A 25160-nucleotide genomic window follows, 5' to 3' on the forward strand; every position below is an offset into this window, starting at 1 on the left:
TCCGGTACCCTCATGCCTCACCCCGCGTCATCCCTGCGCATGGACGTCACCATCTCGAACTCCCGCGTTTCGGGTCGGACCCGAGCGCCGCCCTCGAAGAGTTACACCCACCGGGCCGTACTCGCCGCCGGATACGGGGACGAAGCCACCGTTCGCGACCCCCTCGTCAGCGCCGACACCAAGGCGACGATGCGCGCGGTGGAGGCCTTCGGCGGGTCGGTCGAACGGGCGGAGGACGACTCCCACCTCGTCGTGGAGGGGTTCGGCGGCCGTCCCGGCGTCCCCGACGACGTGGTGAACTGCGAGAACTCCGGGACGACGATGCGTCTGGTCACCGCCTGCGGTGCACTCGCGGACGGCTTGGTCGTCCTGACGGGCGACGACTCGCTCCGGTCGCGCCCGCAGGGACCCCTCCTCTCGGCAATCGAGGACCTCGGCGGGCGCGGCGAGTCCACGCGACGGAACGGACAGGCCCCCCTCGTCGTCGGCGGTGCGACGCGCGGTGGGCGCGTCGCCATCCCCGGCGACGTCTCCTCGCAGTACATCACCGCCCTGCTCATGGCCGGAGCGGTCACCGACGAGGGAATCGAAATCGAACTGGAGACGGAACTGAAGTCCGCGCCGTACGTGGACATCACCCTCGAAGTGCTGGCCGACTTCGGCGTCGAGGCGGAGCGAACCGACGAGGGGTTCGCCGTCGAGGGGGGCCAGTCGTACGCTCCGGAGGGCGGCGAGTACGCCGTCCCCGGCGACTTCTCCTCGATGTCGTACCTGCTGGCGGCGGGGGCCGTCGCCGCCGAGGCGGACGACGCCGTCGTCGTCGAGGGCGCGCGACCCAGCGCACAGGGCGACAGCGCCATCGTCGATATCCTCGAATCGATGGGGGCCGAGGTGTCGTGGGACCGCGAGGCGGGCGAGATTACGGTTCCGCGGGCCGACCTGACCGGGACGACGGTGGACGTGGGCGACACGCCCGACCTCCTGCCGACGATAGCGACGCTCGGAGCGGTGGCCGACGGCGACACCGTCGTCGAGAACTGCGAACACGTCCGGTACAAGGAGACCGACCGCGTCAGCGCGATGGCCGAGGAACTGGAGAAGATGGGCGCGTCGGTGACCGAAGAGCGGGACCGCCTCACGGTTCACGGCGGCGAGACGACCCTCACGGGCGCACGCGTGGACGGCCGACACGACCACCGCATCGTGATGTCCCTCGCCGTCGCGGGCCTCGTCGCCGAGGGCGAGACGACCGTCGAGGGCGCGGAACACGTGGACGTGTCGTTCCCGAACTTCTTCGACTCGATGGCGTCGCTGGGCGTCGAACTCCGCCGGGAGTGACCGGAGAGGCGTGACTCCGGGCGGTTCCGCGAGTTAGCCGGTCCGGAAGGAGTAATCGAGGGCCGGAGCCGAGTGGGTGAGACTCCCCATGGAGACGACGTCCACGCCCGTCGCGGCGTAGTCGGGCACCGTCTCGACGGTGATGCCGCCCGACGCCTCCGTGTGGACCTCCCGACCCAGTTCCGCGGCCGCGTCGTTCACTAACTGGACCGCGCGCGCCGTCTCCTCGGGGGTCATGTTGTCCAAGAGGACGATGTCCGCGCCGACTCGGGCGGCCCGCGGGGCGTCCGCGGGGTCTTCCACCTCTACCTCGATTTTCGTCGCGAACGACGCGCGCTCGCGGAACCGCTCGACGGCCGATTCGAGTCCCTGCTCGGCGATGTGGTTGTCTTTGACCATCACCATGTGCGAGAGGTCGAGTCGGTGCGTGTCGCCGCCGCCGGCGACGATGGCGCGCTTCTCGACGCCGCGGAGTCCGGGCGTCGTCTTCCGCGTGCCGGCGATGCGGACGCCCGAGTCGCCCGCCCCCGCGCGAGAGTCTCCGTCGGGCGCTTCGCCGACCGCTTCGCGCGCCGCCTCGACGGCCTCGCGCGTCTTCGTCGCGACGCCGGAGGCGTGTCCGGCGACGTTCACCGCGACGCGTTCGCCGCGGAGGATGTCCTCGGCGGGCCCCTCGACTTCGAGCACCGCCTCGCCGGCGTCGAGTTCGTCGCCCGCGGCCGACCGCTCGGTGACGGACGCGCCGAGGTACTCGAAGACGGCCTTCGCGGCGTCGAGTCCGGCGGCGACGCCGGGTTCGGTGGCGACGAGTCGTCCCGTCGTCTCGCCGGGCACGTCGTTCGTCACGTCGTGGTGTCCGATATCCTCGCGGAGCCACGCTTCGATCGTAGCGTTCGGAAGCATCCGCTCTCACTCCGCCCTCGGTTCCGCCGGCTCCTCGACGAGGGTGTGCGTGCCGACGGACCGGTCGTTCTCGCTCGCGGCCCGCATCACGAGCAGTGCGGTGACCGTCGCGGAGCGCAGTTCGTACAGCGAACGGGTCGTCCGCGTGCGGACGTAGGCGTCCACCTCGCCCTTCAGTCGGCGGAGGACCGCGCGCCCGCGTTCGAGTTCCGACGGCCGACGCCGCAGTCCGGCGCACTCGCCCATCGCGCGGCGCAGGCGGACGAACTTCTCGCTCGCGAAGGCGTCGGGGAGTTCGGGGTCGGAGTCGCGGAGTTCCGGGACTTCGACCCGTTCCGGCGGGCGGCCGGCCGCGTCTTCGCCCGCGCGGAGGCCCCAGACGAGTCCTTCGAGCAGGGACGTAGACGCCAATCGGTTCGCGCCGTGGACGCCGGTCCGGGCGCACTCGCCGACGGCGTACAGTCGGTCGAGCGACGCGCGGCCGCGCGAATCGACGGCGATACCGCCGCAGAGGAAGTGTTCCGCCGGCGCGACCGGGATGCCCGACGTCCACTCGACGCCGCGGTCCTCGCACGTCGCGGCCAAGTCGGGGAACTCCTCGGCGAAGTCCACCGGCGATACGTCCAAGACGACGTCGCCGGTCGCGTCTCGCTCGGATCGGACGGCCCGCGCGACCACGTCCCGCGGGGCCAGTTCGGCGTCCTCGTGGTAGTCGGGCATGAACCGGTCGCCCTCGGCGTTCCGGAGGACGGCCCCCTCGCCGCGGACCGCTTCGCTGACGAGGAACGGGTCGGCCCCGTCGGTCGCTCCGGCGTCTCCGTTTCCATCGCCGTCCGCGGGCGCGTAGACCGTCGGGTGGAACTGGACGTACTCCATGTCCGCGACGTCCGCCCCGGCGAGTGCCGCCATGGCGACGCCGTCGCCGGTCGACCCGTCGGGGTTGGTCGAACGGGGGTACAGGTCGCCGATGCCGCCCGTCGCGAGCACCGTCGCCCCCGCGAACGTCGGCGTCACCTCCCCGTCGCGTTCGAGCATCGCGCCGCGGACGCCGCCCTCGTGCGTGAGGAGTTCGAGCGCCGCGGTGTCCTCCAGAATCGTCACGCCGTCGCGGGAGTCGAGGTGGTCGAGGAAGGGGACGTGGACGTGCTTGCCGGTCGAGGCGTCCACGTGGAGGATTCGCGGTTCGTCGTGGGCGGCCTCCCGGCCGAAGTCGTACTCCGCGCCCGCCGCGTCGAACTCGATTCCGAGCGTGTCGAGTAGCACGTCCTCGACCGCGTCGTTCGCGTTCTCGACGAGGACGTCCACGGCGTCGGACTCTGCGGTGCCGTCGCTCGCGGTCAGGATGTCCGCTTTGAACTGCGCCGGGTCGTCGCGGGCGACGGCGATACCGCCCTGCGCCCACCACGAGGAGGCGTCCGCCGGGCGCGTCGCCTTCGTCGCGACGGTGACGTCGGCCCCCTCGCGGGCGGCGCCGAGTGCGGCGGCGAGGCCGGCGATTCCGGACCCGACGACCAACACGTCCGTCTCGCGGCAGTCGCCGTCGCCCGCTACCGTCGCGTCGCTCACGGGTCCACCTCCAGCATCCTGTCGAGGGCCACCTGCGCGAGTCGCTTCTCCTCGGGCGCGACTTCGATGACGTTGCGCTCCCGGCCCTCGGTGAGTTCTTCGAGGACCCACGTCAGGTAGTTCGGGTCTATCTGCCGCATGGCGTTGCAGTCCATGCAGGCGTCGCCGCACAACGGGAGCACCTCGACCTCCGGGTACCACCGGTCGAGGTGCTTCGCGAGGTGGAGTTCGGTGCCGATGGCCCACGTCTCTCCGGGGTCGGCCTCCGCGACGGTCCGACGGATGGTCGCCGTCGACCCGACCACGTCGGCCGCTTCGACCACTTCGCGGCGGCACTCCGGGTGGACGACGACGTTCGCGTCCGGTCGCTCCTCGCGAATCGCCTCGACGTGGGACTCGCGGAAGCGCTCGTGGACCTGACAGTAGCCGTCCCAGAGGATGACGTCGTTGTCCACCACGTCGGCGGCGTCCCGCCCGTCGGGGTCCCACGGGTCCCAGACGACGGTTCGGTCCGCCATGCCCAGTCGGTGGGCGGTGTTCTCGCCGAGATGCTTGTCCGGCAGGAAGAGCACCGTGTCGCCGCGGTCGAACGCGTACTCGAAGGCCTCGTGGGCGTTCGAGGAGGTGCAGACGAGTCCGCCCTGTTCGGCGCAGAACGCCTTCAGGTCGGCGTAACTGTTCATGTACGTCACCGGGACGATGTCCGCGTCCGGCGCGGCGTCGGTGATTTCGGCCCAGACGGCGTCGACCTGTAGCGCCTCGGCCATCCCCGCCATCGGACAGGACGCCTCCATGCTGGGCAGAATCACCGACTGGTCGTCGTCGGTGATGATGTCCGCCGACTCGGCCATGAACGTCACGCCCCCGAAGACGACGTAATCGGCGTCCGTGTTCGCCGCCTCCTTCGACAGTTGGTAGGAGTCGCCGACGAAGTCGGCGTGTTCGACTATCTCCCGGCGCTGGTAGTTGTGGCCGAGGACGACCACGTCGTCGCCGAGTTCCGCCAACGCCGCCTCTATTCGTTCGGTCCGTTCGTCCTCGTCTAAGTCGCGGTACGACGGCGGAAGCCGCTCTAAGCCGTCGTACTTGAACAGACTGAGGTCCGTCTCGAACTGGGTGGTTTCCATCTCCGGCATGTTGTCGAATCTCGTTGACACGTCTATCAAAGCCGGTATTGAAAATATTTTTCCTTCAATCAATTCCGTTGGGCGCTTATTCCCACTACGAGGTGCAACCGTCGGTTCAGGTAGTCCATCGGTCCAGATTGATGGCTCCGACGATAGAGACGGAGGAACGCCGTCGGGGCGGTTCGAAGGGAGAGACGCCTCTCGGTCGGATATCCGTCCCACGATTGCGCCTTTCTACAAAACCTAAATGCCCGGGTACCGGACTGACGAGGTAATGAACGGCAATCGATTCGGCCGCCTCTTTCAGGTCACGACCTACGGCGAGAGTCACGGCGACGCCATGGGCGTGACCGTCTCGGGTTGTCCGGCCGGTCTGGAGTTGACCGAGGAGGACGTACAGAAAGAACTCGACCGGCGGAAACCCGGCCAGTCGATGATAACCACCTCGCGCGGGGAACCCGACGCCGTCGTCATCAACTCTGGGACGCAGGACGGGTACACGACGGGGACGCCCATCGGGATGGTCATCGAGAACAAGGACGCCCGGTCCGGCAAGTACGAACCCTACGTGACGGCCCCGCGCCCGAGTCACGGCGACTTCACCTACTCCGCGAAGTTCGGGACGCGCAACTGGGGCGGCGGCGGACGGTCCTCCGCCCGGGAGACGGTGAACTGGGTCGCCGCGGGCGCGGTGGCGCAGAAGATTCTCGCCGAACACGGTGTCGAGGTGAAGGCGCACGTCAACCAGATCGGCGACGTGGAAGCCCCGCCGGTCACGTTCGAGGAGATGCTCGAACACGCGGAGGAGAACGACGTTCGCTGCGCCCACCCCGAGACGGCCGACCGGATGATGGAGAAGATAGAGGAGTACCAGAAGGCGGGCGACTCCATCGGCGGGTCCGTCTACTTCGAGGCAAGAGGCGTCCCGCGCGGACTCGGATCCCCGCGGTTCGACTCCTTCCCCGCGCGACTCGGGCAGGCGATGTTCGCCGTCCCGGCGACGACGGGCGTCGAGTACGGACTCGGCCGCGAGGCCCGCGAGTGGACCGGGTCCGACCGAAACGAGGACTGGGAGTTCGGGGAGGACGGCGACCCCACCCCCGTCGGCAACAAACACGGCGGCCTGCAGGGCGGCATCACCACCGGCCAACCCATCTACGGCGAAGTGTCGTTCCACGCGCCCACCTCCATTCCGAAGGAACAGAAGACGGTGGACTGGGAGACGGGCGAGGAGAAGGACATCCAAGTCGTCGGCCGCCACGACCCGGTTCTGCCGCCGCGGGCCGTCCCGGTCGTCGAGGCGATGTTGAACCTCACCATCGTGGACTTCATGCTCCTGTCGGGCCGCATCAATCCCGACCGAATGGACGACGAACCCGGCGAGTACGACACCGACTACCACCCCAGTAGCCCGGACAACGAGTAACCGAATCGAACCCGCTACTCGCGGGATAAGTAACCCGAAATCGAGTAGCAATTTTTGCCTCCGCCTTCGAATATGCCGGACGAACGTCCATTTTTTGAGGAAATTAGCGTGCGTCACGTAGACATATTAGGTCCATCATCATCTTTCCTTGTTAATCCATAGCAAAGGCTTTAATCGGCTCGTAGCGAAAGTTTTCGGTAGTGGCCCTCGCGGGCCGTGAGCTCAACATATGACTGACCACGAACTCATCTGGCGAATCGCAGGCGGTTCTGGGGACGGCATCGCCTCGACCAGCCAGAACTTCGCGAAGGCCCTGATGCGGTCGGGGCTCCACGTATTCACGCACCGCCACTACCCGTCGCGCATCCGCGGCGGTCACACGTACACGGAAGTACGAGTCTCCGACGAGCCCGTTCGGTCTCGCGGAGACGGCTACAACTTCCTCCTCGCGCTCGGCGACTCCTTCGCCCGGAACCCCCAGGAGAACGCCTACTACGGCAACGAGGAGGTAAAACCGCTCTCGGAGAACCTCGACGAACTCCGAGAGGGCGGCGTCATCATCTACGACTCCGGTCTGCTCGACGCCTCGGAGATCGAGGACTTCGACGAACGAGTCGAGGAGAACGACTGGCACGTCTACGACATCGACCTGCGCACCATCGCGCGCGAGCACGGGCGCGAGGTCATGCGTAACACGGCCGGAGTCGCCGTCACGTGCGCCATCGCGGACATCGAACCGCACGTCATCAAGGACCTGATGTCGGACGCGATGCCCGAGAAGATTCTCGAACCGAACATGACCGTCTTCGACGACGCGTACGAACTCGTCCAAGAGGAGTACGACGTCGACGCCCCGGACATCTCGGTTCCGGAGGGCGAACACGACGAGGAGCAGGTGCTCCTCTCGGGGTCCGACGCCATCGCCTACGGCGCACTCGACGAAGGCTGCCGCTTCATCGCGGGCTACCCGATGACGCCGTGGACGGAAGTGTTCACCATCATGTCGCAGAACCTTCCGGACGTGGGCGGCATCTCCGAACAGGTCGAAGACGAAATCGCCGCGGCGGCGCTGGCTATCGGCGCCTCCCACGCCGGCGTGAAGGCCATGTCCGGGTCCTCCGGCGGCGGGTTCGCGCTGATGTCCGAACCGCTCGGCCTCGCCGAGATGACCGAGACGCCGGTCGTCCTCGTCGAGGCGATGCGCGCCGGTCCCTCGACCGGGATGCCGACGAAGCCCGAACAGGGCGACCTCGAACACGTCCTGTACACGTCGCAGGGCGACTCCCACCGCGTGGTGTTCGCGCCCGCCGACGCCGAGGAGGCGTACCGGCAGACGCGACGCGCGTTCCAGATCGCCTACGAGTACCAGATTCCGTCCATCGTCCTCTACGACCAGAAGAACGGCGGCGAACTGCGGAACGTTCCCGCCAGCGTCTTCGACGAGGAGCCGAACCCGGACATGGGATCGGTCCTGACGGAAGCGGAACTCGAAGAGGCGCCCCACGACGCCTCGGGCAAGTTCAACCGCTTCCAGTACGACGGCGAGAACGCGGTCAGTCCGCGCTCCATCCCCGGACAGAAGGGCGGCCGCTACCTCGCGACGGGTAACGAGCACATGCCCGCCGGTCACATCTCGGAGGACCCGGACAACCGCGTCCACCAGATGGGCCGCCGCATGCGGAAGCTCGACAACATCCGCGAGGAACTCGACAGCGAAGAGGAGAGCGCCAACACCCACTACGGTCCCGAGGAAGCCGAGTACGGCATCATGACGTTCGGCTCCCAGCAGGGCACCGTCGAGGAAGCCGTCGACCGACTCAACGAACGGGACCACTCGGTGAAGGCGTTCGGCGTCTCCGAGTTGGCTCCCTACCCGGTCGAGCAGGTCAGCGAGTTCTTAGAGAGCGTCGACGAGTGTCTCGTCGTCGAGATGAACGCGTCGGCGCAGTTCCGCGGTCTGACGCAGAAGGAGACCGGCCGCTTCGGCGAGAAGCTGTCGAGCCTCCTGAAGTTCAACGGCAACCCCTTCGAACCCGACGAGATCGTCAGCGGGTTCATCACGAGCATCGTCGAGGGCGGAGAGCTCTCCGGCCACGAGACCAAATACGTCCCTGCAGCGGGTGACTAAACAATGAGTGCATTCAGCGCAATCGGAGAGGAACAAGAGAGAGACCGAAACGAGTACACGCCCGGCGTCGAACCCCAGCCGACGTGGTGTCCGGGGTGCGGCGACTTCGGGGTCCTGAAGGCCCTGAAGGGTGCCGCGGCGGAACTCGGCCTCTCGCCCGAGGAGATGCTCGTCTGTACGGGCATCGGCTGCTCGGGCAAGTTGAACAGCTACTTCGAGAGCTACGGGTTCCACACCATCCACGGGCGCGAACTGCCCATCGCGCGCGCCGCGAAGATGGCGAACGACGGCCTGACCGTCATCGCCGCGGGCGGCGACGGCGACAACTACGGCATCGGCGGGAACCACTTCATGCACACGGCGCGTGAGAACCACGACCTCACGCACATCGTGTTCAACAACGAGATATTCGGCCTGACGAAGGGACAGACGTCCCCGACGTCGCCGAAGGGCCACAAGTCCAAGACCCAGCCGCACGGCTCGGCGAAGGACCCCATCCGCCCGCTCTCGATGTCCCTGAACGCCGGTGCGTCCTACATCGCCCGCACCGCCGCCGTCAACCCGAACCAGGCGAAGGACATCATCGTCGAAGCCATCGAACACGACGGCTTCAGCCACGTGGACTTCCTCACGCAGTGTCCGACGTGGAACAAGGACGCAAAGCAGTACGTCCCGTACATCGACATCAACGAGTCCGAGGACTACGACATCGACGTCAACGACCGGCGGTCCGCCTCCGAGATGATGTACGAGACGGAGAACGCGCTCCACGAGGGAACCGTCCTCACCGGTCGGTACTACATCGACGACGAGCGTCTCTCCTACCAGCAGGAGAAGAAGCGCATCGGCGAGATGCCCGACGAACCGCTGGCGGAGCGGTACTTCGACGACGACTACGAGTGGGAGCGCTCCCACGACATGTGGCTCGACAAGCACAAGTAACGGTCGGCTCGCGGCCCTGACGCCCTCCGTGCGGCGTTTTCCGTCGGATGGAGAACCGTTTTCGCATTCGCAACATATTTTTTCCGTGGAGCAAAAGCTACCTCCATGGAAGCCACGTCTACGCAGGGGCGCATCCTCGCCGTCTTGGAGGACGACGCACAGGCGTCGTACGCCGAGATAGCCGACAGGGCGGGCGTCTCGAAACCGACGGTGCGAAAGTACATCCAACAGCTCGAAGAGGAGGGCGTCATCGTCGGCTACTCCGCCGACGTCGACCCGAAGAAGCTCTCCGGGCAGTCGATAGCCCTCGTCGGCATCGACGTCTCATCTGACAGCTACGTCGAGGCGACGCGGGAACTGAAGGGATTGGAGTCGGTGGACGCCCTCTACACCTCCTCCGGGGACCACATGCTGATGGCGGAGGTTCGGGCCGCGGACGGCGACGCCCTCGGCGACGTCATCTCCGAGTCGATACTCGGCATCGACGGCGTCACCGCCGCCCACCCCTCGTTCCTGCAGGAACGGTTGAAGTGAGGATTCGACGCCCGCATTCTCCGGTCTAACTTTCTCGCGGGTACGCCCCACTCGCCTCTCGCCGACCGCCGGCCCGATAGCGAACGCTCTCGACGGGGGACCGGTCGCCGCGGACCACTTTCACTCCGCTTTGGGAACGCTCAGTACCCTTCGGTACGGACGTGGTGGTGATGGCGGGGGAGACGCTTCCCGGCGTGGACGACGGCGGCGAGTCGGAAGCGCCGCGTATCGTGCTCCACGTCGATATGGACTGCTTCTACGCCTCCTGCGAACGCCTCCGCGAACCCGAACTCCGCGGCGAACCGCTCGTCGTCGGGATGGGGTACGAGTCCGGCGAGACGTTCGGCGCGGTGGCGACGGCGAGTTACGAGGCGCGGGAGTACGGCGTCGAGAGCGCCCAGCCCATCTCGCAGGCCCTCGACCGCCTGCCGCGCGTCGAGACGGCCGAAGACCCCGCGGAGGCGGGCTACTACCGCCCCGTGGACATCGACTACTACAAGTCCGTCGCGGCGGAGGTCAAGGAGATTCTCCACGAGTGCGCCGACGTAGTTCGAGAGGTGAGCATCGACGAGGCGTACCTCGACGTCACCGACAGAACCTCCTGGGAGACGACGCCCGACGGCGACCGGACGCTGGCGGAGGGGTTCGCCCGCCACGTGAAACAGCGAATCGGACGGGAGGTGGGCGTCCCCGCAAGCGTCGGCGTCGCGCCCAACATGTCCGCCGCGAAGGTGGCCAGCGACCACGACAAGCCGAACGGCCTCGTCGTCGTCGAACCCGGCGAGGTTCGCTCGTTTCTCGCGCCCCTCTCCGTCGAGGAGGTGCACGGCGTCGGGCCGGTCACGGCCCGAAAACTCGCGGAGATGGGCATCGAGACGGCGGGGGAGTTGGCGGCGGCGGACGCAGACGAGATAGCGTCGACGTTCGGGTCCCGCGGGCGAGAACTCCGCAGTCGCGCCCGCGGCGACGACGACAGGGAGGTGACGCCCGCGGGCCGACCGAAGAGTCTCTCGCGGGAGTCGGCGTTCGCGGACGCGACGGACGACGCGGAGAAGAAACGCGACGTGGTGTCCGCCCTCGCGGCGGACGTGTCCGAACGCGCCCGGAGTCGCGGCGCGATGTACCGCACCATCGGCATCAAGGTGGTCCTCCCGCCGTACGACGTGAACACTCGGGAACGGTCGCTGTCGGGGCCGGTGGACGAACCGGAACTCGTCGAGGACGTGGCCCTCGACCTCCTCTCGGAGTTCGACGACGAGGCGGCGCGGAAGGTGGGCGTCCGCGTCTCGAACCTCTCCTTTACCGACGCCGACCAGTCGAGTCTCGACGGGTGGGAGTCGGCGAAGTCGGAGTCGGAATCGGTGACGGGAGACGAGAGGGAAGCCGAGGCGGACGCCGCGACGCCGAAATCCGACGGCGGGACGGCGACGCGCGACGCGGAGGAATCTGCGGCGTCGCCGACGCTGACCGACTTCGACGCCGAAGCGGGGTCGAACGGCGAAGGAGGGTCGGACGCCGAAGCGGAGTTCGGTCCCGAAACCGACTCCGAGGACGCCGAAGACGCCGACGGACAGGCGTCTCTGGGTCAGTTCGAGTAGCGCCCGCCGGCGTCTGACGGACGGCGGACGGGAAGGGAGGAACTATGAGGCGCGACGGTGACGCGTCGGGTAGATGACGGAGGATACCGAGACGATCACCGTCGCTGACATAAGCGAGGGCGTCGGCGGCAAGGGGGACGCCGACCCCGGAACCGAGGTGGACCTCCCGGTGGTGGACATCCTCACGGGCCGCGGGTTCGTGACCGGGAAGTCCGGATCCGGGAAGTCCAACACCGCGTCGGTGATAATCGAGAAACTGCTGTCGAACAACTTCCCGGTCCTCATCGTGGACACCGACGGGGAGTACTACGGCCTCAAAGAGCAGTTCGAGTTGCTCCACGCCGGCGCTGACGACGAGTGCGACATCCAGGTGAGTTCGGAGCACGCCGAGAAGATAGCGTCGCTGGCGCTCGAACAGAACGTACCCATCATCCTCGACGTGTCGGGTTACCTCGACGAGGACGACGCCCAGAAGCTCGTCACCGAGGTTGCGAAGAACCTCTTCGCCAAGGAGAAGAAGCTGAAGAAGCCCTTCTTGATGCTCGTCGAGGAGTGCCACGAGTACATCCCCGAGGGCGGCGGCATGGACGAGGCGGGGAAGATGCTCATCAAGATCGGCAAGCGGGGCCGGAAACACGGCCTCGGCATCGTCGGCATCAGCCAACGACCCGCCGACGTGAAGAAGGACTTCATCACCCAGTGCGACTGGCTGGTGTGGCACCGCCTGACGTGGCAAAACGACACGAAAGTCGTCGGGCGAATCTTGGGCTCCGAGTACGCCGACGCCATAGAGGAGATGGGCAACGGCGAGGGCTTCCTCGTCACGGACTGGTCCGAGTCCATCCGCCGCGTCCAGTTCCGGAAGAAGCAGACGTTCGACGCGGGGGCGACGCCCGGACTGGACGACTTCGAGCGACCCGACCTGAAGTCCGTCGACGGCAACCTCGTCTCCGAACTCCAGAGCATCTCCGACGAGAAGGCGCGCCGGGAGAGCCGAATCGCGGAACTCAGACAGGAGTTAGACAAGAAGGAGGCGAAGATTCGCGAACTGGAGCGAGAACTGGAGGAGGCCCGCGACCTCTCGCACATGGCCGACCAGTTCGCGCAGGCGATGTTCCAGAAGGCGGAGGCCCCGTACCGCGGCGGCGAGGGCCGCAACCTGAACCGTTCGACGGAGAAGCAGGCCGCACTCGCCGAGTACGACGCGGCGGACGACGCGCCGACCGACGCCGCGACGGCGGACGGCGCGAGTGCGGACGCCGGCGAGGCGGCCCCCGCGGACGCGGCAGACGACGAGGCGGAGGACGCCGTCGTCACCTCGGCGGCCGCCGGCGCGTACCCCGGACTCGACGCGGCGGCGACGGACGCCGCCGGCGCGGGGTTCGACGTGGAACCCGAACGCGCCCACGAGAACCTCGCGGGTCTGACCGGCCGGGAGGACGTGATAGAGCGACTCAGAACGGTCGTCCGGTCGATGGACCCCGTCTCGCGCCGGATGCTCGCGTTCTACCGCGAGGTGGACGCCTGCGACCCGGTGGACGCCCACGTCGCCGCCGGGCAGGTGGGCGACAAACACCTCGCGTACGGGCGGAACGCTCCGCTTCGCCGCGCCGGGTTCGTCGAACACGTCGGTCGCGGCCGGTACGCCTACGCGCTTCCGGAACTCGTCCGCGAGGAGTTCGCCGACCGGTTGGACGAGGGCGAACTCAGAGACGTTGTCTCGGCCGTCGAACGGTCGTTCGTCCCGACGATGCGCGAGGAGGACGCCGCCGAGAACGACCCGACCGGCGCGGCCGACGCGGACGGGAGCGACGCGGCCGACGCCGATGCCGACGGCGACGACTCCGACGCGGACGTCGAAGCCGACGACTGACCGAAACGATGTCCCTCCTCGATAGCCCTCGCCGTTCGGCCGTCGCGGCCGCGGAGATTCTTCTCGTCGTCCTCCTCGTCAACGTCTTGGAGTTCTTCGGGGTGTTCGGACGATTCTCCCCGTACGGCGTGCTCGCGACGTTCTCGATGGCCGGACTCGGAGTCGCGGCGACGCTGTCGGCTCTAGTCGCCTTCCCGTTCCCGTGGGTATCGACGCGGACGGCGCGGTCGCTACTCGCGTTCGGTCTCACGCTACTCGTCGGGTGCGTCCCGACGTACCTCCTGTTCGGGTGCGTGTTCTGGGGCTGTCCCGGGTGAGAATCAGCGAACTGCGGGCGACGACTCCGACGCGGGCGTCGAAGCCGACGACGGACCGAGGTTCAGACGCCGGTCGAGACGTCCACCGTCCGGTCCGCGCGGACGGTCACGACGCACCCCGCGTATCGGAAGGAGATCTCCCCGTTCGCGCCCGGAGCGGAGAAGAGCGCGTTCAAGGCGTCGGGGTCCACCGCGCCGTACAACGGCGGCAGTTCGACCGCCGGCGTGTCCGTGGCGGAACTGACCGCTTCGACGACTGCGCGCGTCGTCGCCCCCGTGCTCGTTTCAGACTTGTTCGAACTCTCTGATGCTGACACGTTATCCCGCAGTATCTAACATGTGATAAACGTTCGTCAGACGTTGTATTCTGAAAAGAGGATGTAGAATTATACTCCGCAACCGATCGAAATACGCGCGACCCGTCTGGGACCGCCCGAACGGGGCGTTCGCGGTCGATTACAGCGGTTCGACGAGGTCTTCGAGGGCCGCGCGGGGGTCGTCGGCCTTGGCGACGCCGGAGGCGAGCAAGATGCCCGTCGCGCCGAGGTCACCGGCGGCCTCGACGTCGTCGCCCGAGGAGATGCCCGCGCCGCAGAACACCTCGACGTCTTCGTCGACGCTCGCGGCCGCCTCGACCGCGTCCTCGACGATGTCGGGGTCTGCGGTGGCGACGGAGACGTCGCCGCCGATGAGTTCCGGCGGTTCGACCGCCACGGAGTCGGGACCGAGGGCCGCGGCGGCACCGATCTGGGCCGGGTTGTTCGCGCAGACGCACGTTTCGAGTCCCGCGCGTTCGGCGGCGCGGACGGAGCCGTCGATGTCGGCGAGTTTGAGTCGCTTCTCGGAGTGGTTGATGAGCGTCCCCTCCGCGCCGGCCTCGGCCGCCGCCTCGGCGAGGGTGCTCCCGGTGTGGCTTCCGTGGCCGTTCGGGTCCACGTGCTGTGCCCACGTTTCGACGCCCGTCTCGGCGACGCGGGCGATGTCGGCGGCCTGCGGGGAGACGGCGATGCGGACGCCGGACTCCTCGGACACCTCGCGGGCCGCGGTCGCTACTTCGATGGGGTCGCACGGGTACGCCTTGAGATTGACGAGGATGAACACGCTTTCGTGTCGGGTCTCCGCCGAGAAATAGGTTAATCTTCGTCGATTCGAGAGACGGTCACTGAATCAACTCGAACTCGACGTGGTGGCGGTCGTACTGCTCCTTGTGCGCTTCCCGAAAGTTGAGGACGTCGTCTAACTCGTCCATCTCGCGTCGGAGACCGCATTCGATGCAAATCACCGTGTACGTCATCTCTTTCGTTTCGATACGTTGCCACCGGCGTTCACTTAGGATACCGCGTTTACTCGGAAAATCAACAGATACTGCCGCCGAAGAATGACTCGGATATCGAAGGGAGCGCTACCGCTGGACGGTCTCGGAGACCGAAAGAAATCGTCGAAGTCGGGGCGTCGCGGTCAGTCCTTGCGCTTGACCACGTCGCCGAGGGTCGTCGTCGTCGAGGAACCGCCCGACCACTCCTCTTCTTCGTCGTCTCCGCCCTCGACGAGGGAGATGTCGAGTTTCTTCTCGAGTTTCTTCCGAACGGAGTCGGAGGGGAGGATGTCGCCGCGTTCGAGTTTGCGGATGAGACTCGCCTTCTCGTTGAGCGACTGCGCGAGGTCCTCCTGACTGAGGCCGCGACCCTCCCGGGCCTCGCGGATTCTGTCGTCGTAGTCCGCCGCGATTTCGTCCATGTCGTCGAACATGTCCCGGCGGCGGCGCTTCGACCCGCCGGAACTGCCGCCCCCGGTCGAACCGGAGGAACTGGACGAAGACGAGGACGAAGAACTCGACGTGGAGTACTTCGTCGAGGCCGACGAGGAACTCGATTCAGTGCGGACCTCGGTACCGAACTCGGCGCAATCGTCGCAAAGTTCGAGTTCGGCCCCTTCCACCTTGACCGTCTTCAGCGACGGCCGCTCCTTGCCGCACATCTCGCATTGGGGCATACACTCTCATAGCCGAGGGCGCGATATAAAAGGCACGACGCGACGTACTCGGATTCCCTCAGGAGAGGTCGCTCATCGCGCCCCAGAACCGCTGGAGCGCGGTGAAGTGACCGATGACCGCGAAGAAGCCCAGCAGTAACGCGACGGGGTGGAAGCCGAGGAGGCTCTGGACCGCGGCGGCGACGAACGCGACGATACCGATGAGCGCCAACCGGTCGGCTCGCCCGACGAGGCCGCCGTACTCTCTGCCGAGCCCGACGGCCTGAATCTGCGTCCCGAGGTAGGAGGTCATCAGGACGCCCGTGACGGCGGCGAGGCCGAGCGCCCACGTCCCGATGCCCGCCGCGAGGCCGACGAGCATGGCGATGTCGGCGTACCGGTCGAGGACGTGGTCGAGGAGGTCACCGCCCTCGCTGGCGACGCCCTGCGCCCGCGCGAGTGCGCCGTCCACGAGGTCCAACCAGCCGTTCAGAAAGACGAACACTCCGCCGAGGGCGTACCAGAGGGGGTCGGCGGCGGCGAACGCCCCGCCGGCGGCGACGGCGAACCCGAAGGCGACGACGCTGACGCCGTCCGGCGAGAGGCCGAGGCGGTCGGCGACGCTGACGAAGGGGTCGAGCAGTCGGTCCGCGACGGAGCGGTACTGGTCGAGCGTCATAGGTAGTCGATGAAGTCTACGGTGCCGGCGCGCGGGTCCATCTCGCCTTCGACGGCGGCGACGACGTCCTCGGCGACGGCGTCGGGTTCTCGGTCGGTCGTGTCTATCTCGTAGACGGCGTCTTCGCCGAACCGCTCGACCGCCTCCGCGAGAACCACGTCGAGCGCTTCGCTCTCGGCGTTCTCTCTGGCCTTCGCCTCGGTCTCGCCGCGTTCTTCGAGTCGCCGTTCGAGTTCCTCGGGGTGACAGCGAAGGACGACGGCGATATCGGCGTCGAAGTGGTGCGCGAGGTGGGATTCGAGGACGCCGTCCCACTCGCCTAACCACTCCGCGACGGCGTCTAAGTCGGTCACAAGCGAATCGCGCTCGGCGTCGCGTTCGGTGAACAGTTCCTCCTCGCGGATGGCGTCGTTGAGGTGAATCACGTCCACGCCCGTGCGGTCGGCGACGATTTCGCTCGCCGTCGTCTTCCCGGTGCCGGGCGTGCCGGTGAGTGCGACGCGCGTCACGCCCGCGTCCCCTCCGCGGCGACGTCGGCGACGACGTCGTTCAGCACTTCGACGGCCCGTTTCGTCTCCTCGCGCGTGCCGCAGGAGACGCGGACGCACTCCGGCAGGCCGAAACTGGAGGTGTCGCGGACGATGACGCCGCGGCGTTGCGCCGCCTCCGCGACGGCCGACCCGTCGCCGACTTCCGCGAGGACGAAGTTGCCGCCGGAGGGCCACGTCCGCGCGTCGAGTTCGTCGCGGTAGTACTCGCGGGCCCACGCCGCCGTCTCCACCGACTCTTCGACGTGTTCCTCGTCGTCGAGTGCGGCGAGGGCGGCGCGGCAGGCGAGTTCGTTCGCGGCGAACGGCGTGTTCACCCGGGCGTAGGCGTCGCCCCACGCCGCCGGGACGACGGCGTACCCGATTCGGAGTCCGGCGAGGCCGTACGCCTTCGAGAACGTGCGCGTCACCGCGAGGTTGTCGTACTCGGCGAGGAGTTCGATTGCGGTCGGTTCCTCGGCGTACTCGCCGTACGCCTCGTCGACGACGACGAGGGTGCGGTCCTCGACCGATTCGAGCAGTTCGACTATCTCCTCGCGCGGCATCACCGACCCGGTGGGGTTGTGCGGCGTCGTGACGTAGACGATTCGCTCGCCGTCGTAGGCGTCGAGCACTCCGGCGGCCGTCTGCGCGAAGTCGTCGGCCTTCGAGACGCCGTACTCGGCGGCGTCGCCGTGGTGGTACCGCGCCGACATCGAGTAGTACGCGAACCCCGGCGTCGGGACCAGCACCCGGTCGTCGGGGTCGAGGAACGCCCGCGAGAGGTAATCGAGCGCACCGTCCGCGCCCGGACTCACCCACACCTGTTCGGACGAGACGTCCCACTTCGACGCCAGTCGCTCCGTGAGGTCCGTGTGCGACGTCTTCGGGTAGACGTTCACGTCGGGCGCGGCGTCCTCGACTGCGGCCACGGCGGCGGGGGAGGGGCCGTGGGGGTTCTCGTTCGACGATAGCTTCGTCAACTCGTCGGGCTCTACCCCGAGTTCGCGGGCCACCTCCTCGGACCCGCGCCCGGGTACGTACGCCTCGTGCGCGGAGAGGTCCCTCGGCATCATATGGTCGAACGATACTCCCCGCGGTTCTTAAGGATGCTTACACCGGACGGGGCGCTACCCCTCGCGGTACGACGAGGGGACGTACTGGCCGAACTGCGGGTCCGAGGAGAGGGCGTCGGGGACGAAAAGCGGGTCGCCGCCGGGCCGGAACTCCCGAATCAGTCGCTGCCCGGTCGGGCCGGTGAGGAAGCCGACGTACTGCATGGCGAGTTCGTACCGCACGTCGTGCGTCGCGGGGTTGACCGGGACGACGCCGTACTCGTTCAAGAGGAGTTCCGACCCGCCGCCGAGGGGTCCCTCGACGAACGCGTCGAGTCCTATCTCCTCCCGGAAGACGCGGTACGTCCCCCGGTCCGTCAGGGTGTACGCGCCGCGTCGCCCCGCCTGCCGGAGGGTGTCGCCCATGCCGTCGCCCGTCGCCTGATGCCACCGACCGCCCGGCGCGGCGTCGGCGCGGTTCCAGAGGGTCTCCTCGCGGCGGTGCGTCCCCGACTCGTCGCCGCGGGAGAGAAACAGCGACTCCGCGCGGGCGATACGCTCGAACGCCGCGACGGGGTCGGAGACGCCCGCGATGCCCGCGGGGTCGTCGGCGGGTCCGACGACGAGAAAGTCGTTGTGCATCAGCGACCGGCGGTTGACGCCGAACCCCTCCCGCAGGAACGCGTCTTCGGCCTCGCGGGCGTGGACGAGGACGGCGTCGGCGTCGCCGTCGCGCCCCTTCCTGAGCGACGCCCCCGTCCCGAGAGAGAGCACCTTCACCCGCAGACCGAACCGTTCGCGGAGGGTCGGATGGAGAGCGTCCAACAGGCCGGTGTCGTACGCCGTCGTCGCGGTGGCGAGCGTCAGCGTCCGCGTCTCCGCGTCCGCCGTTTCCGCCGTCGAACGCCCCCCTCCGCCCGAGGCGACGTTCGACCGACTTCCGTCTCCCCGCCCGTCGCTCAGACACCCCGCCCCGGCGACGAGTCCGGTCGCCCCGAGTGCTTCCAGATAGCGGCGTCGGCGCATACGACGACACTCGTCGGTGGGGATATGTGAATTTGGTTTCGAACACGTGCGGACGTAACTGGATACAGTTACGCCACGGGCGGAACCCACGGGGAACCGACGCTCAGTACAGTCGGTCTATCGCCAACCCGACGACGAGGAGGACGAGGACGCCCGGGAGGACGGCGAGTCCCACGTCCACTGGGTAGCCGAGGTTCCACGCGAGGACGACCCCTTGGACGTACGCGAGAAACGCCGACAGGAGGAGTCCGAACGCCGGCGGAACGTCCTCGCTCCCGGCGACGGAGGAGATGCCGCGGACGAACAGAAGCGACCCGAGGCCGATGACCGGCAGGAGGAGGACGCCGACGAGGGGCGAGGTGAAACTGTCCGGGTCGCCCGCGGTGCCGAAGTGGATGGCGAACTGGTCGGGAAGCGACGGGAGAAGGAGGAGGCCGGCGACGGCGCTACCGACGAGGAGGGCGACGCTGAGAGCGTCGTACTGACGAGCGTTCATACTCGCCGGTACGCCGCGTGAGATGTTTAGTTCTTTGTCACGACTGTCACCCGGGGTGATTCTTACGGGACGCGCACGTCGTGTTCGAGGACGCCGACGCCCTCGATTTCGACTTCGACCGTGTCGCCGTCGGAGAGTGGCCCGACGCCCTCGGGCGTCCCCGTCGAGATGACGTCGCCCGGTTCGAGCGTCACGTACGTCGTAATCTCGGCGACGAGTTCCGGAATCGAGAAGATGAACGCGTCGATGGAGGAGTCCTGTTTCGTCTCGCCGTCGACGCGGAGTTCGATGCTCGCGTCGTCGGGCACCTCGTCGGGCGTCGCCAGCACCGGGCCGAGGGGTGCGCTGTTGTCGAACGCCTTCCCGCGAACCCAGTTTTGCTCTCGGCTCTGGTCGTCGCGGTTCGAGATGTCGTTCATGCAGGTAAAGCCCGCCACGTAGTCCATCGCCTCCTCCTCGGAGACGTTACGGCACTGTTCGCCCACGACGACGGCCAACTCCGCCTCCCACTCGACTCGTTCCTTTCCGGCGGGGAGGGTCACGGTGTCGCCGTGCGACGCGAGCGCGTTCGGCGGCTTGAGGAAGAGCAACGGCCGGTCCGGAACGTCCTCGTTTCGCTCTTCGGCGTGTTTCGCGTAGTTGCGACCGATGCAGACTATCTTCGTCGGTTCGCAGGGCGGAAGCACGTCCACCTCGTCTACGGCGTACGTCTCGCCGCCGAAGGAGACAGTGTCACCAGACTTCGTCTGGTTGCTCGCCGAGGTTCCCTCGGCGGTGTCGCCGTGCCACTCGCCGCGCCGGACGGACCCCGCGGGGTCGCGGAAGCGTACCCGATGCATACCCGGTGCGTCTCCGCCCCTCCGCTTCGTTCTTTCCTTCCCGGAAACCCCCGAACCCCGTTACTGTCCCGACGACGGCGGCGTCGGCAGTTTGGGTATCAGCCACGAGAGGAACGCGTCGGCGCTTCGCGTCTGCAACCACACCCGCCCGTCGCCGCGGAACTCGCAGACGAGTCCCTCGCCGCTGAGAACCGTCGATTTCAGGCCGCCGACGCGACGCACGGTGAAGTCCACGGACTCCTCGAAGGCGACGACGTGGCCCGTATCGACGACGAACGGGTCCGCCGCGCCCACGTCCACCTCCTCTATGCCCCCGTAACTCGACAGGAACACCGGCCCCGCCCCCGTGACTTTCAGGAGGAACAGGCCCTCGCCGCCGAAGAACGACCGCGACCCGCCGAACTTCGTGTCCACGTCGAGGGCGGTGTCGCCCGCGAGGTACGACCCCGACTGGACGTACACCGTCTCGCCGTCCAGTTCGACGTGCGTCACGTCGCCGGGGAGGGGCGGCGCGAAGGACACCTCGCCCGCCTCCGCCGCGCGGAACGTGTTCTGGAAGAAACTCTCGCCGCCGAACGACCGCCGAATCGACTTCAGAAAGCCGCCCGTGGCGTTCGTCTCCATCTCGACGCTCGCGTCGTGAGAGACCATCGCGCCGCCCTCCGCCCGTATCTCCTCGCCCGCCGACAGGGAGACGGTCAGAAGCGAGTCCGACGGCCGGTGGGTGATGTCGTACTCCATACGTCTCCGTCGTCGCGTCGTCAAATGAGTGTAATTACGCCGAAGATAGAACGTCCAGATTTCGGAGAACGTTCCCGTCTCCTCCGGGACGCTCAGAAGTCGAGGCGGAGGTACGACGTTCCGTGCCGGTAGTTGTACGCCTCGACGGCGACGCCGAACGCGGAGAGGACGGTCAACGCGAGGAGGAACAGTCCGTCGGTGTTGGAAGCGACGTACCACAGTCCGAACAGGAGGGCGGCGAACACCGCCGACGCGAGATTGTACAGGGGGTGAGTGCGGACAGTATCGAACGCGCTCGCGACGGAGTACACCACCGCGATGACGGCAACAATGACAACTAGGGGCGGAATCGACACGAACGCGACGTACAGGGACGCCGCGACGGTGAACAGGGCGGCGACGACTGCGCGGTAGCGACTGATTCCGCTACCGAGTCGGGTGGAGGGCGACATACTCGCCGGAACGTCCGTTCCGCGGATATGTCTATCGTCGTCGGCGGTGCGGCGTTCGGCATCTTTTATGGCACTGTCGTGAGTAGTTCCCGCCGACTCATGACGATGGAACTCACTTGGCACGGACACTCGACGTGGCACGTCGACGTAGACGGGACCACCTTCCTCATCGACCCGTTCTTCGACAACCCCCACACCGACCTCGAACCCGAGGACGTGGAGACGCCGGACTACCTCCTCTTGACGCACGGTCACGCCGACCACATCGCCGACGTCGACGCGTTCACCGACGCGACGTTGGTCGCGGTGCCGGAGATGACGGCGTTCATGCAGGACGAACACGGCTTCGAGGACGCCATCGGCATGAACCTCGGCGGCACCACCGAGTGCGGCGACGCGTTCGTGACGATGCACCGCGCGGACCACACGAACGGCCTCAACACGAGTTACGAGAACGAAATCGGCGTGCCCGCCGGCTTCGTCATCAGCGACGAGAGACCGTCGCAGGACGAGGACGACGGCGCGACGGCGTTCTACCACGCCGGCGACACGGCGCTGATGTCGGATATGATCGACGTCATCGCGCCGTTCCTGCAACCGGACGCCGCCGCACTGCCGTGCGGCGACCACTTCACGATGGGTCCGTGGCAGGCCGCCGTCGCCGCCGACTGGTTGGGCGTCGACCACGTGTTCCCGATGCACTACGACACGTTCCCGCCAATCGAAATCGACGTCCAGGACTTCGTCGACGAGGTGGAGAAGACGGGGACGGACGCCGACGTCCACGTCCTCGACGGCGACGAGTCGTACACGCTGGAGTGACGCGTCCGCGGCGGGTCGAGGCGGTCACCTCCAACGTTCCGTGACCGTCGGTTCCGACGTTATTTCTTCGACACGCTCGGCTCGGAATCGAGCGACGGAGGCACCCTCCGAGAACGAGTTTGAGCAACCTTTAGGACGAAGGCACACGAGTACACGAACGCAATGAGCGACATCCAAACTTCCACCGTCAGCGAGGAAGGCTTCGCGTCCACGAGTCAGGTCGGCGACTTCGAACTCACCATCGACGCCACGAACGAAGATGGTCCCGACCCGAATCAGGTCCTCGTCGCGGACTACGCGTCCTGTTTCCTGCCCGCGTTCCGCGTCGGCGGCCAGCAGACGGGCCACGACGACCTCGGTAAGATTCAGATCGACGCCGACGCCGACCTGAACGACGACGACGACCTCGAACGCATCAGCTTCGCCATCCACGTGGAGGCGGACCTCGACGACGGCGAGTTCGACGAGATCGTCGACCGCGCCGAGGGCATCTGCCACGTCCACGCGGCCCTCCGCGAGGAACTCCACGCGGACATCGAAGTACACGGCGGCGCGTTCTGAGGACGACGACTCGTACACCCCGCATTTTTTCCGACGAGGTTCGTCGCGGTCGCTCTCGCCCGTACTCTCCGGTATCCGATAGTCGCGTTCGCCGCACCGCACGGACCGGACGCGACAGAAGAAGGGTTCAGCGGCGGTGGTACGCCCGGTAACTCATCGCCTCTCCGTCTACGATGACGACCTCCCGTCCCTCGGGGTCGCTGAGGTCGGCTTCTTCGATTTCGTCGTTCGACAGGTACGGTCCGTGGGGTTCTTGCACGTCTTCGTCGAAGACGTACGGGCTGTTCGGCTGTCCTTTCATACTCGGTGGTAGCGCACTCGATAATATAAGTCTTTGTCAGACATTCCCATGCACTTTACGTCGGAAAGAACGGTCTCGAGTTCGGGTCGGTGCCTCCGTCGCAGTCAGTCGTCCGCGGCGGCGGGTTCGGTTTCGGATATCTCCGTGCCGAGGAGGTCCAAGAACGCCGCCAACCACTCCGGGTGGTCGGGCCACGCCTGTCCGGTGACGAGGTTCCCGTCCACCGTCACCTCGTCCACCCACGAGCATCCCGCCGCCTCGACTTCCGCGCGCACGGCGGGGTATGCGGTCATCTCGTACCCGTCTAAGACGCCCGCGGCGGCGAGAATCTGCGGGCCGTGACAGAGTGCGGCCACGGGCTTGTCCTCCTCGAAGAAGTGCCGGACGGCGTCGAGAACCTCCTCGTGCGTCCGGAGGTACTCGGGCGCGCGTCCGCCGGGGACGACGAGGGCGTCGTACTCCGCGGGGTCTATGTCGTCGAACGTCGCGTTCAACTCGAAGTCGTGTCCGCGGGACTCCACGTACGTCTGGTCGCCGCGGAAGTCATGGATGGCCGTCTTGACCGTCTCCCCCGCCTCCTTGTCGGGGCAGACGGCGTCCACCTCGTGTCCGACCATCGTCAGCGCCTGGTACGGCACCATTATCTCGTAGTCCTCCCCGAAGTCGCCGACTATCATCAGGATGCTCTCGGACATGGTATCACCGAGTTAACATTCCCCGCGAGAGGTGATAACGATTGTGTGGGGTTCTCACGCGGCGTCGAGGACGCGGCCGATGTCGCCCACCGAGTCGAGGACGTAGTCGGGTTCGACGGCGGACCGAGAGAGCGTCTCCTCGTCGGTGACGCCCGTTCGGACGAGGACGGTGGTCATGCCGAAGCGTTCGCCGAGGGCGATGTCGGTGTCGAGTCTGTCGCCGACGACGAGGGTCTCCTCGGGGTCGGTGCCCAGTCGCTCCAAGGCCATCGACTTCGCCGTCTCGGAGGGTTTTCCCAACACCGCGTCGGGTTCTCTCTCGGTGACGCCCGCGACGGCGTTGATGACCGCGCCGGACCCCGGCACGTCGCGTTCCGCCGCCGGGATGACCATGTCCGGGTCGGTGCCGACGAAGGCGACGCCGTCGTCCGAGAGGATATCGAGGGCGTCACAGAGGGTGTCGTAGTCGAACGACCGGTCGATGGACGCGAGGTAGACGTCGGCGTCGTCGGCGTCTTCGACGACGGAGACGCCGGCGTCGTCGAGTATCTCCACGAGTCCGGGTTCGCCGACGACGTACACCGCCGCGTCGGGGCGTTCCTCGGCGAAGTACCGCGCCGTCACGGTGCCGGCGGTGACGACTTCCTCGGCGGACACCTCGAAACCGGCGCGCGCGAACCGTTCCTCGTACGCCGACGGTTGCTTCGCCGGGTTGTTCGAGACGAAGACGCGCCCGAGTCCCGCCGACGCGACTGCGTCGAGTCCGTCGCCCGCGCCGGGTATCGGTTCGTCGCCCCGCACCACCGTGCCGTCCACGTCCAGGATGACCCCGCGGTAGTTCATCGTCCCTCCGTTCGGGCGGTCCGGTGTTGAATCCGACGCCGGCAGGAGGAGTTATGTCATGTGCTAACGTACATATACGTATGTTGTTCGCTGTCCACCCCGGCGGTGCGGGACCGAGAGGGAGAGCGCCGGAGTCGAGGGCGGGAGACGAGGCTCTCGGAAGGGGGCACTACGTCTGCGGCGCGGTGAGTCTCGGCGCGGCCCTGCTTGCGATGTTCCTCGCGTACTCCGTGCTGGTCGCCGTCGCCAGCCTCGTCCCCCTCCTCTCTACGACGACCATCGCGTTCGCGGGCGTCCTGACGTGGTTGCTGCTGTGGTTGCTGTTCGACTCGGTGCGCCTGTGGCTTCTCGGCCGAACGACCGCGTGACCGACGCTTCCCGTCGGTCTCCGCGACGTGCA

Annotated in this window: 28 protein-coding genes; 11 read left to right on the top strand and 17 right to left on the bottom strand. The window is 67.2% G+C overall.

Annotation, left to right across the window (positions count from 1 at the left end):
• The first annotated feature begins 39 nt into the window (after positions 1 to 39).
• Positions 40 to 1338 (top strand): 3-phosphoshikimate 1-carboxyvinyltransferase, encoded by a 1299-nt coding sequence (gene aroA / locus BLS11_RS08040; RefSeq protein WP_092535699.1) that lies wholly within the window; start codon positions 40 to 42, stop codon positions 1336 to 1338.
• Between the two features lie 33 nt (positions 1339 to 1371).
• Here aroA and nadC read toward each other — a convergent pair whose 3' ends face one another.
• From nadC to nadA, 3 genes are read right to left on the bottom strand one after another with little or no spacing between them, the layout of a single operon-like run.
• Positions 1372 to 2241, bottom strand: coding sequence for a carboxylating nicotinate-nucleotide diphosphorylase (nadC, locus tag BLS11_RS08045; protein WP_092535702.1), 870 nt, complete (start codon positions 2239 to 2241; stop codon positions 1372 to 1374).
• A 6-nt stretch (positions 2242 to 2247) separates the two neighbouring features.
• Entirely contained in the window at positions 2248 to 3807 is a 1560-nt protein-coding gene (locus tag BLS11_RS08050) for an L-aspartate oxidase (RefSeq protein ID WP_092535705.1), read from the bottom strand.
• The gene (nadA, locus tag BLS11_RS08055) at positions 3804 to 4943 is read right to left on the bottom strand and encodes a quinolinate synthase NadA (protein ID WP_092535708.1); all 1140 of its coding nucleotides are present in this window, start codon (positions 4941 to 4943) and stop codon (positions 3804 to 3806) included. The genes BLS11_RS08050 and nadA overlap by 4 nt, the downstream gene beginning before the upstream one ends.
• Positions 4944 to 5208: 265 nt before the next feature.
• Between nadA and aroC the strand changes: the two genes are divergently transcribed.
• From aroC to BLS11_RS08090, 7 genes are all read left to right on the top strand, one after another.
• Positions 5209 to 6360, top strand: a complete 1152-nt coding sequence (gene aroC / locus BLS11_RS08060; protein ID WP_092537207.1) for a chorismate synthase — start codon at positions 5209 to 5211, stop codon at positions 6358 to 6360.
• 229 nt (positions 6361 to 6589) lie between these two features.
• Complete coding sequence (locus BLS11_RS08065) at positions 6590 to 8488, top strand: 2-oxoacid:acceptor oxidoreductase subunit alpha (RefSeq protein WP_092535711.1); 1899 nt, start codon at positions 6590 to 6592, stop codon at positions 8486 to 8488.
• Between the two features lie 3 nt (positions 8489 to 8491).
• Positions 8492 to 9430: a thiamine pyrophosphate-dependent enzyme gene (locus tag BLS11_RS08070; protein WP_092535714.1), complete on the top strand. Its 939-nt coding sequence runs from the start codon at positions 8492 to 8494 to the stop codon at positions 9428 to 9430.
• Between the two features lie 105 nt (positions 9431 to 9535).
• Complete coding sequence (lrpA1, locus tag BLS11_RS08075) at positions 9536 to 9964, top strand: HTH-type transcriptional regulator LrpA1 (protein ID WP_092535717.1); 429 nt, start codon at positions 9536 to 9538, stop codon at positions 9962 to 9964.
• Between the two features lie 170 nt (positions 9965 to 10134).
• A complete protein-coding gene (gene dinB / locus BLS11_RS08080; protein ID WP_092535720.1) occupies positions 10135 to 11562 on the top strand; it encodes a DNA polymerase IV in 1428 nt (475 codons plus the stop codon).
• A 73-nt stretch (positions 11563 to 11635) separates the two neighbouring features.
• The gene (locus BLS11_RS08085) at positions 11636 to 13435 is read left to right on the top strand and encodes an ATP-binding protein (protein ID WP_092535723.1); all 1800 of its coding nucleotides are present in this window, start codon (positions 11636 to 11638) and stop codon (positions 13433 to 13435) included.
• An 8-nt stretch (positions 13436 to 13443) separates the two neighbouring features.
• Positions 13444 to 13752, top strand: coding sequence for a hypothetical protein (locus tag BLS11_RS08090; protein WP_092535726.1), 309 nt, complete (start codon positions 13444 to 13446; stop codon positions 13750 to 13752).
• Positions 13753 to 13814: 62 nt separating this feature from the next.
• On the opposite strand, the gene BLS11_RS08095 is transcribed toward BLS11_RS08090, so the two are convergent.
• The 11 genes from BLS11_RS08095 to BLS11_RS08145 form a co-directional block, all read right to left on the bottom strand.
• Positions 13815 to 14069 (bottom strand): DdfA family disk-determining factor, encoded by a 255-nt coding sequence (locus BLS11_RS08095; RefSeq protein WP_092535729.1) that lies wholly within the window; start codon positions 14067 to 14069, stop codon positions 13815 to 13817.
• Positions 14070 to 14208: 139 nt separating this feature from the next.
• On the bottom strand, positions 14209 to 14853 hold the full coding sequence (gene tpiA / locus BLS11_RS08100) for a triose-phosphate isomerase (RefSeq protein WP_092535732.1): 645 nt from the start codon (positions 14851 to 14853) through the stop codon (positions 14209 to 14211).
• A gap of 357 nt (positions 14854 to 15210) precedes the next feature.
• Positions 15211 to 15744 carry a multiprotein bridging factor aMBF1 gene (locus BLS11_RS08105; protein ID WP_092535735.1) on the bottom strand — a complete coding sequence of 178 codons (534 nt, stop codon included), beginning with the start codon at positions 15742 to 15744 and terminating at the stop codon, positions 15211 to 15213.
• Positions 15745 to 15802: 58 nt separating this feature from the next.
• Positions 15803 to 16402 (bottom strand): CDP-alcohol phosphatidyltransferase family protein, encoded by a 600-nt coding sequence (locus tag BLS11_RS08110; RefSeq protein ID WP_092535738.1) that lies wholly within the window; start codon positions 16400 to 16402, stop codon positions 15803 to 15805.
• The gene (locus BLS11_RS08115) at positions 16399 to 16911 is read right to left on the bottom strand and encodes an adenylate kinase family protein (protein WP_092535741.1); all 513 of its coding nucleotides are present in this window, start codon (positions 16909 to 16911) and stop codon (positions 16399 to 16401) included. Before BLS11_RS08115 ends, BLS11_RS08110 begins: the two co-directional genes overlap by 4 nt.
• A complete protein-coding gene (gene hisC / locus BLS11_RS08120; protein WP_092535744.1) occupies positions 16908 to 18005 on the bottom strand; it encodes a histidinol-phosphate transaminase in 1098 nt (365 codons plus the stop codon). Before hisC ends, BLS11_RS08115 begins: the two co-directional genes overlap by 4 nt.
• A 54-nt stretch (positions 18006 to 18059) precedes the next feature.
• Positions 18060 to 19010 carry an ABC transporter substrate-binding protein gene (locus BLS11_RS08125; RefSeq protein ID WP_092535747.1) on the bottom strand — a complete coding sequence of 317 codons (951 nt, stop codon included), beginning with the start codon at positions 19008 to 19010 and terminating at the stop codon, positions 18060 to 18062.
• A 103-nt stretch (positions 19011 to 19113) separates the two neighbouring features.
• Positions 19114 to 19506 carry a DUF1648 domain-containing protein gene (locus BLS11_RS08130; protein ID WP_092535750.1) on the bottom strand — a complete coding sequence of 131 codons (393 nt, stop codon included), beginning with the start codon at positions 19504 to 19506 and terminating at the stop codon, positions 19114 to 19116.
• A 62-nt stretch (positions 19507 to 19568) separates the two neighbouring features.
• On the bottom strand, positions 19569 to 20345 hold the full coding sequence (locus BLS11_RS08135) for a fumarylacetoacetate hydrolase family protein (protein WP_092535753.1): 777 nt from the start codon (positions 20343 to 20345) through the stop codon (positions 19569 to 19571).
• Positions 20346 to 20405: 60 nt separating this feature from the next.
• The gene (locus BLS11_RS08140; protein ID WP_092535756.1) at positions 20406 to 21086 is read right to left on the bottom strand and encodes a TIGR00266 family protein; all 681 of its coding nucleotides are present in this window, start codon (positions 21084 to 21086) and stop codon (positions 20406 to 20408) included.
• Between the two features lie 92 nt (positions 21087 to 21178).
• Positions 21179 to 21538 (bottom strand): DUF8064 family membrane protein, encoded by a 360-nt coding sequence (locus tag BLS11_RS08145; protein WP_092535758.1) that lies wholly within the window; start codon positions 21536 to 21538, stop codon positions 21179 to 21181.
• Between the two features lie 105 nt (positions 21539 to 21643).
• Between BLS11_RS08145 and BLS11_RS08150 the strand changes: the two genes are divergently transcribed.
• The gene (locus BLS11_RS08150; RefSeq protein WP_092537209.1) at positions 21644 to 22360 is read left to right on the top strand and encodes a metal-dependent hydrolase; all 717 of its coding nucleotides are present in this window, start codon (positions 21644 to 21646) and stop codon (positions 22358 to 22360) included.
• A 162-nt stretch (positions 22361 to 22522) separates the two neighbouring features.
• A complete protein-coding gene (locus BLS11_RS08155; protein ID WP_092535761.1) occupies positions 22523 to 22921 on the top strand; it encodes an OsmC family protein in 399 nt (132 codons plus the stop codon).
• Positions 22922 to 23048: 127 nt separating this feature from the next.
• On the opposite strand, the gene BLS11_RS19365 is transcribed toward BLS11_RS08155, so the two are convergent.
• The 3 genes from BLS11_RS19365 to BLS11_RS08165 all read right to left on the bottom strand — a co-directional run bounded on the left by BLS11_RS19365 (position 23049) and on the right by BLS11_RS08165 (position 24760).
• Complete coding sequence (locus BLS11_RS19365) at positions 23049 to 23222, bottom strand: hypothetical protein (RefSeq protein ID WP_175454409.1); 174 nt, start codon at positions 23220 to 23222, stop codon at positions 23049 to 23051.
• A 104-nt stretch (positions 23223 to 23326) separates the two neighbouring features.
• Positions 23327 to 23917: a DJ-1/PfpI family protein gene (locus tag BLS11_RS08160; RefSeq protein ID WP_092535764.1), complete on the bottom strand. Its 591-nt coding sequence runs from the start codon at positions 23915 to 23917 to the stop codon at positions 23327 to 23329.
• A 54-nt stretch (positions 23918 to 23971) separates the two neighbouring features.
• Complete coding sequence (locus BLS11_RS08165; RefSeq protein ID WP_092535766.1) at positions 23972 to 24760, bottom strand: HAD-IIA family hydrolase; 789 nt, start codon at positions 24758 to 24760, stop codon at positions 23972 to 23974.
• An 80-nt stretch (positions 24761 to 24840) separates the two neighbouring features.
• Between BLS11_RS08165 and BLS11_RS19050 the strand changes: the two genes are divergently transcribed.
• Entirely contained in the window at positions 24841 to 25128 is a 288-nt protein-coding gene (locus BLS11_RS19050; protein WP_114936164.1) for a hypothetical protein, read from the top strand.
• Positions 25129 to 25160: the final 32 nt, after the last annotated feature.

The sequence above is a fragment of the Halopelagius longus genome, assembly GCF_900100875.1.
GTDB lineage: Archaea > Halobacteriota > Halobacteria > Halobacteriales > Haloferacaceae > Halopelagius > Halopelagius longus.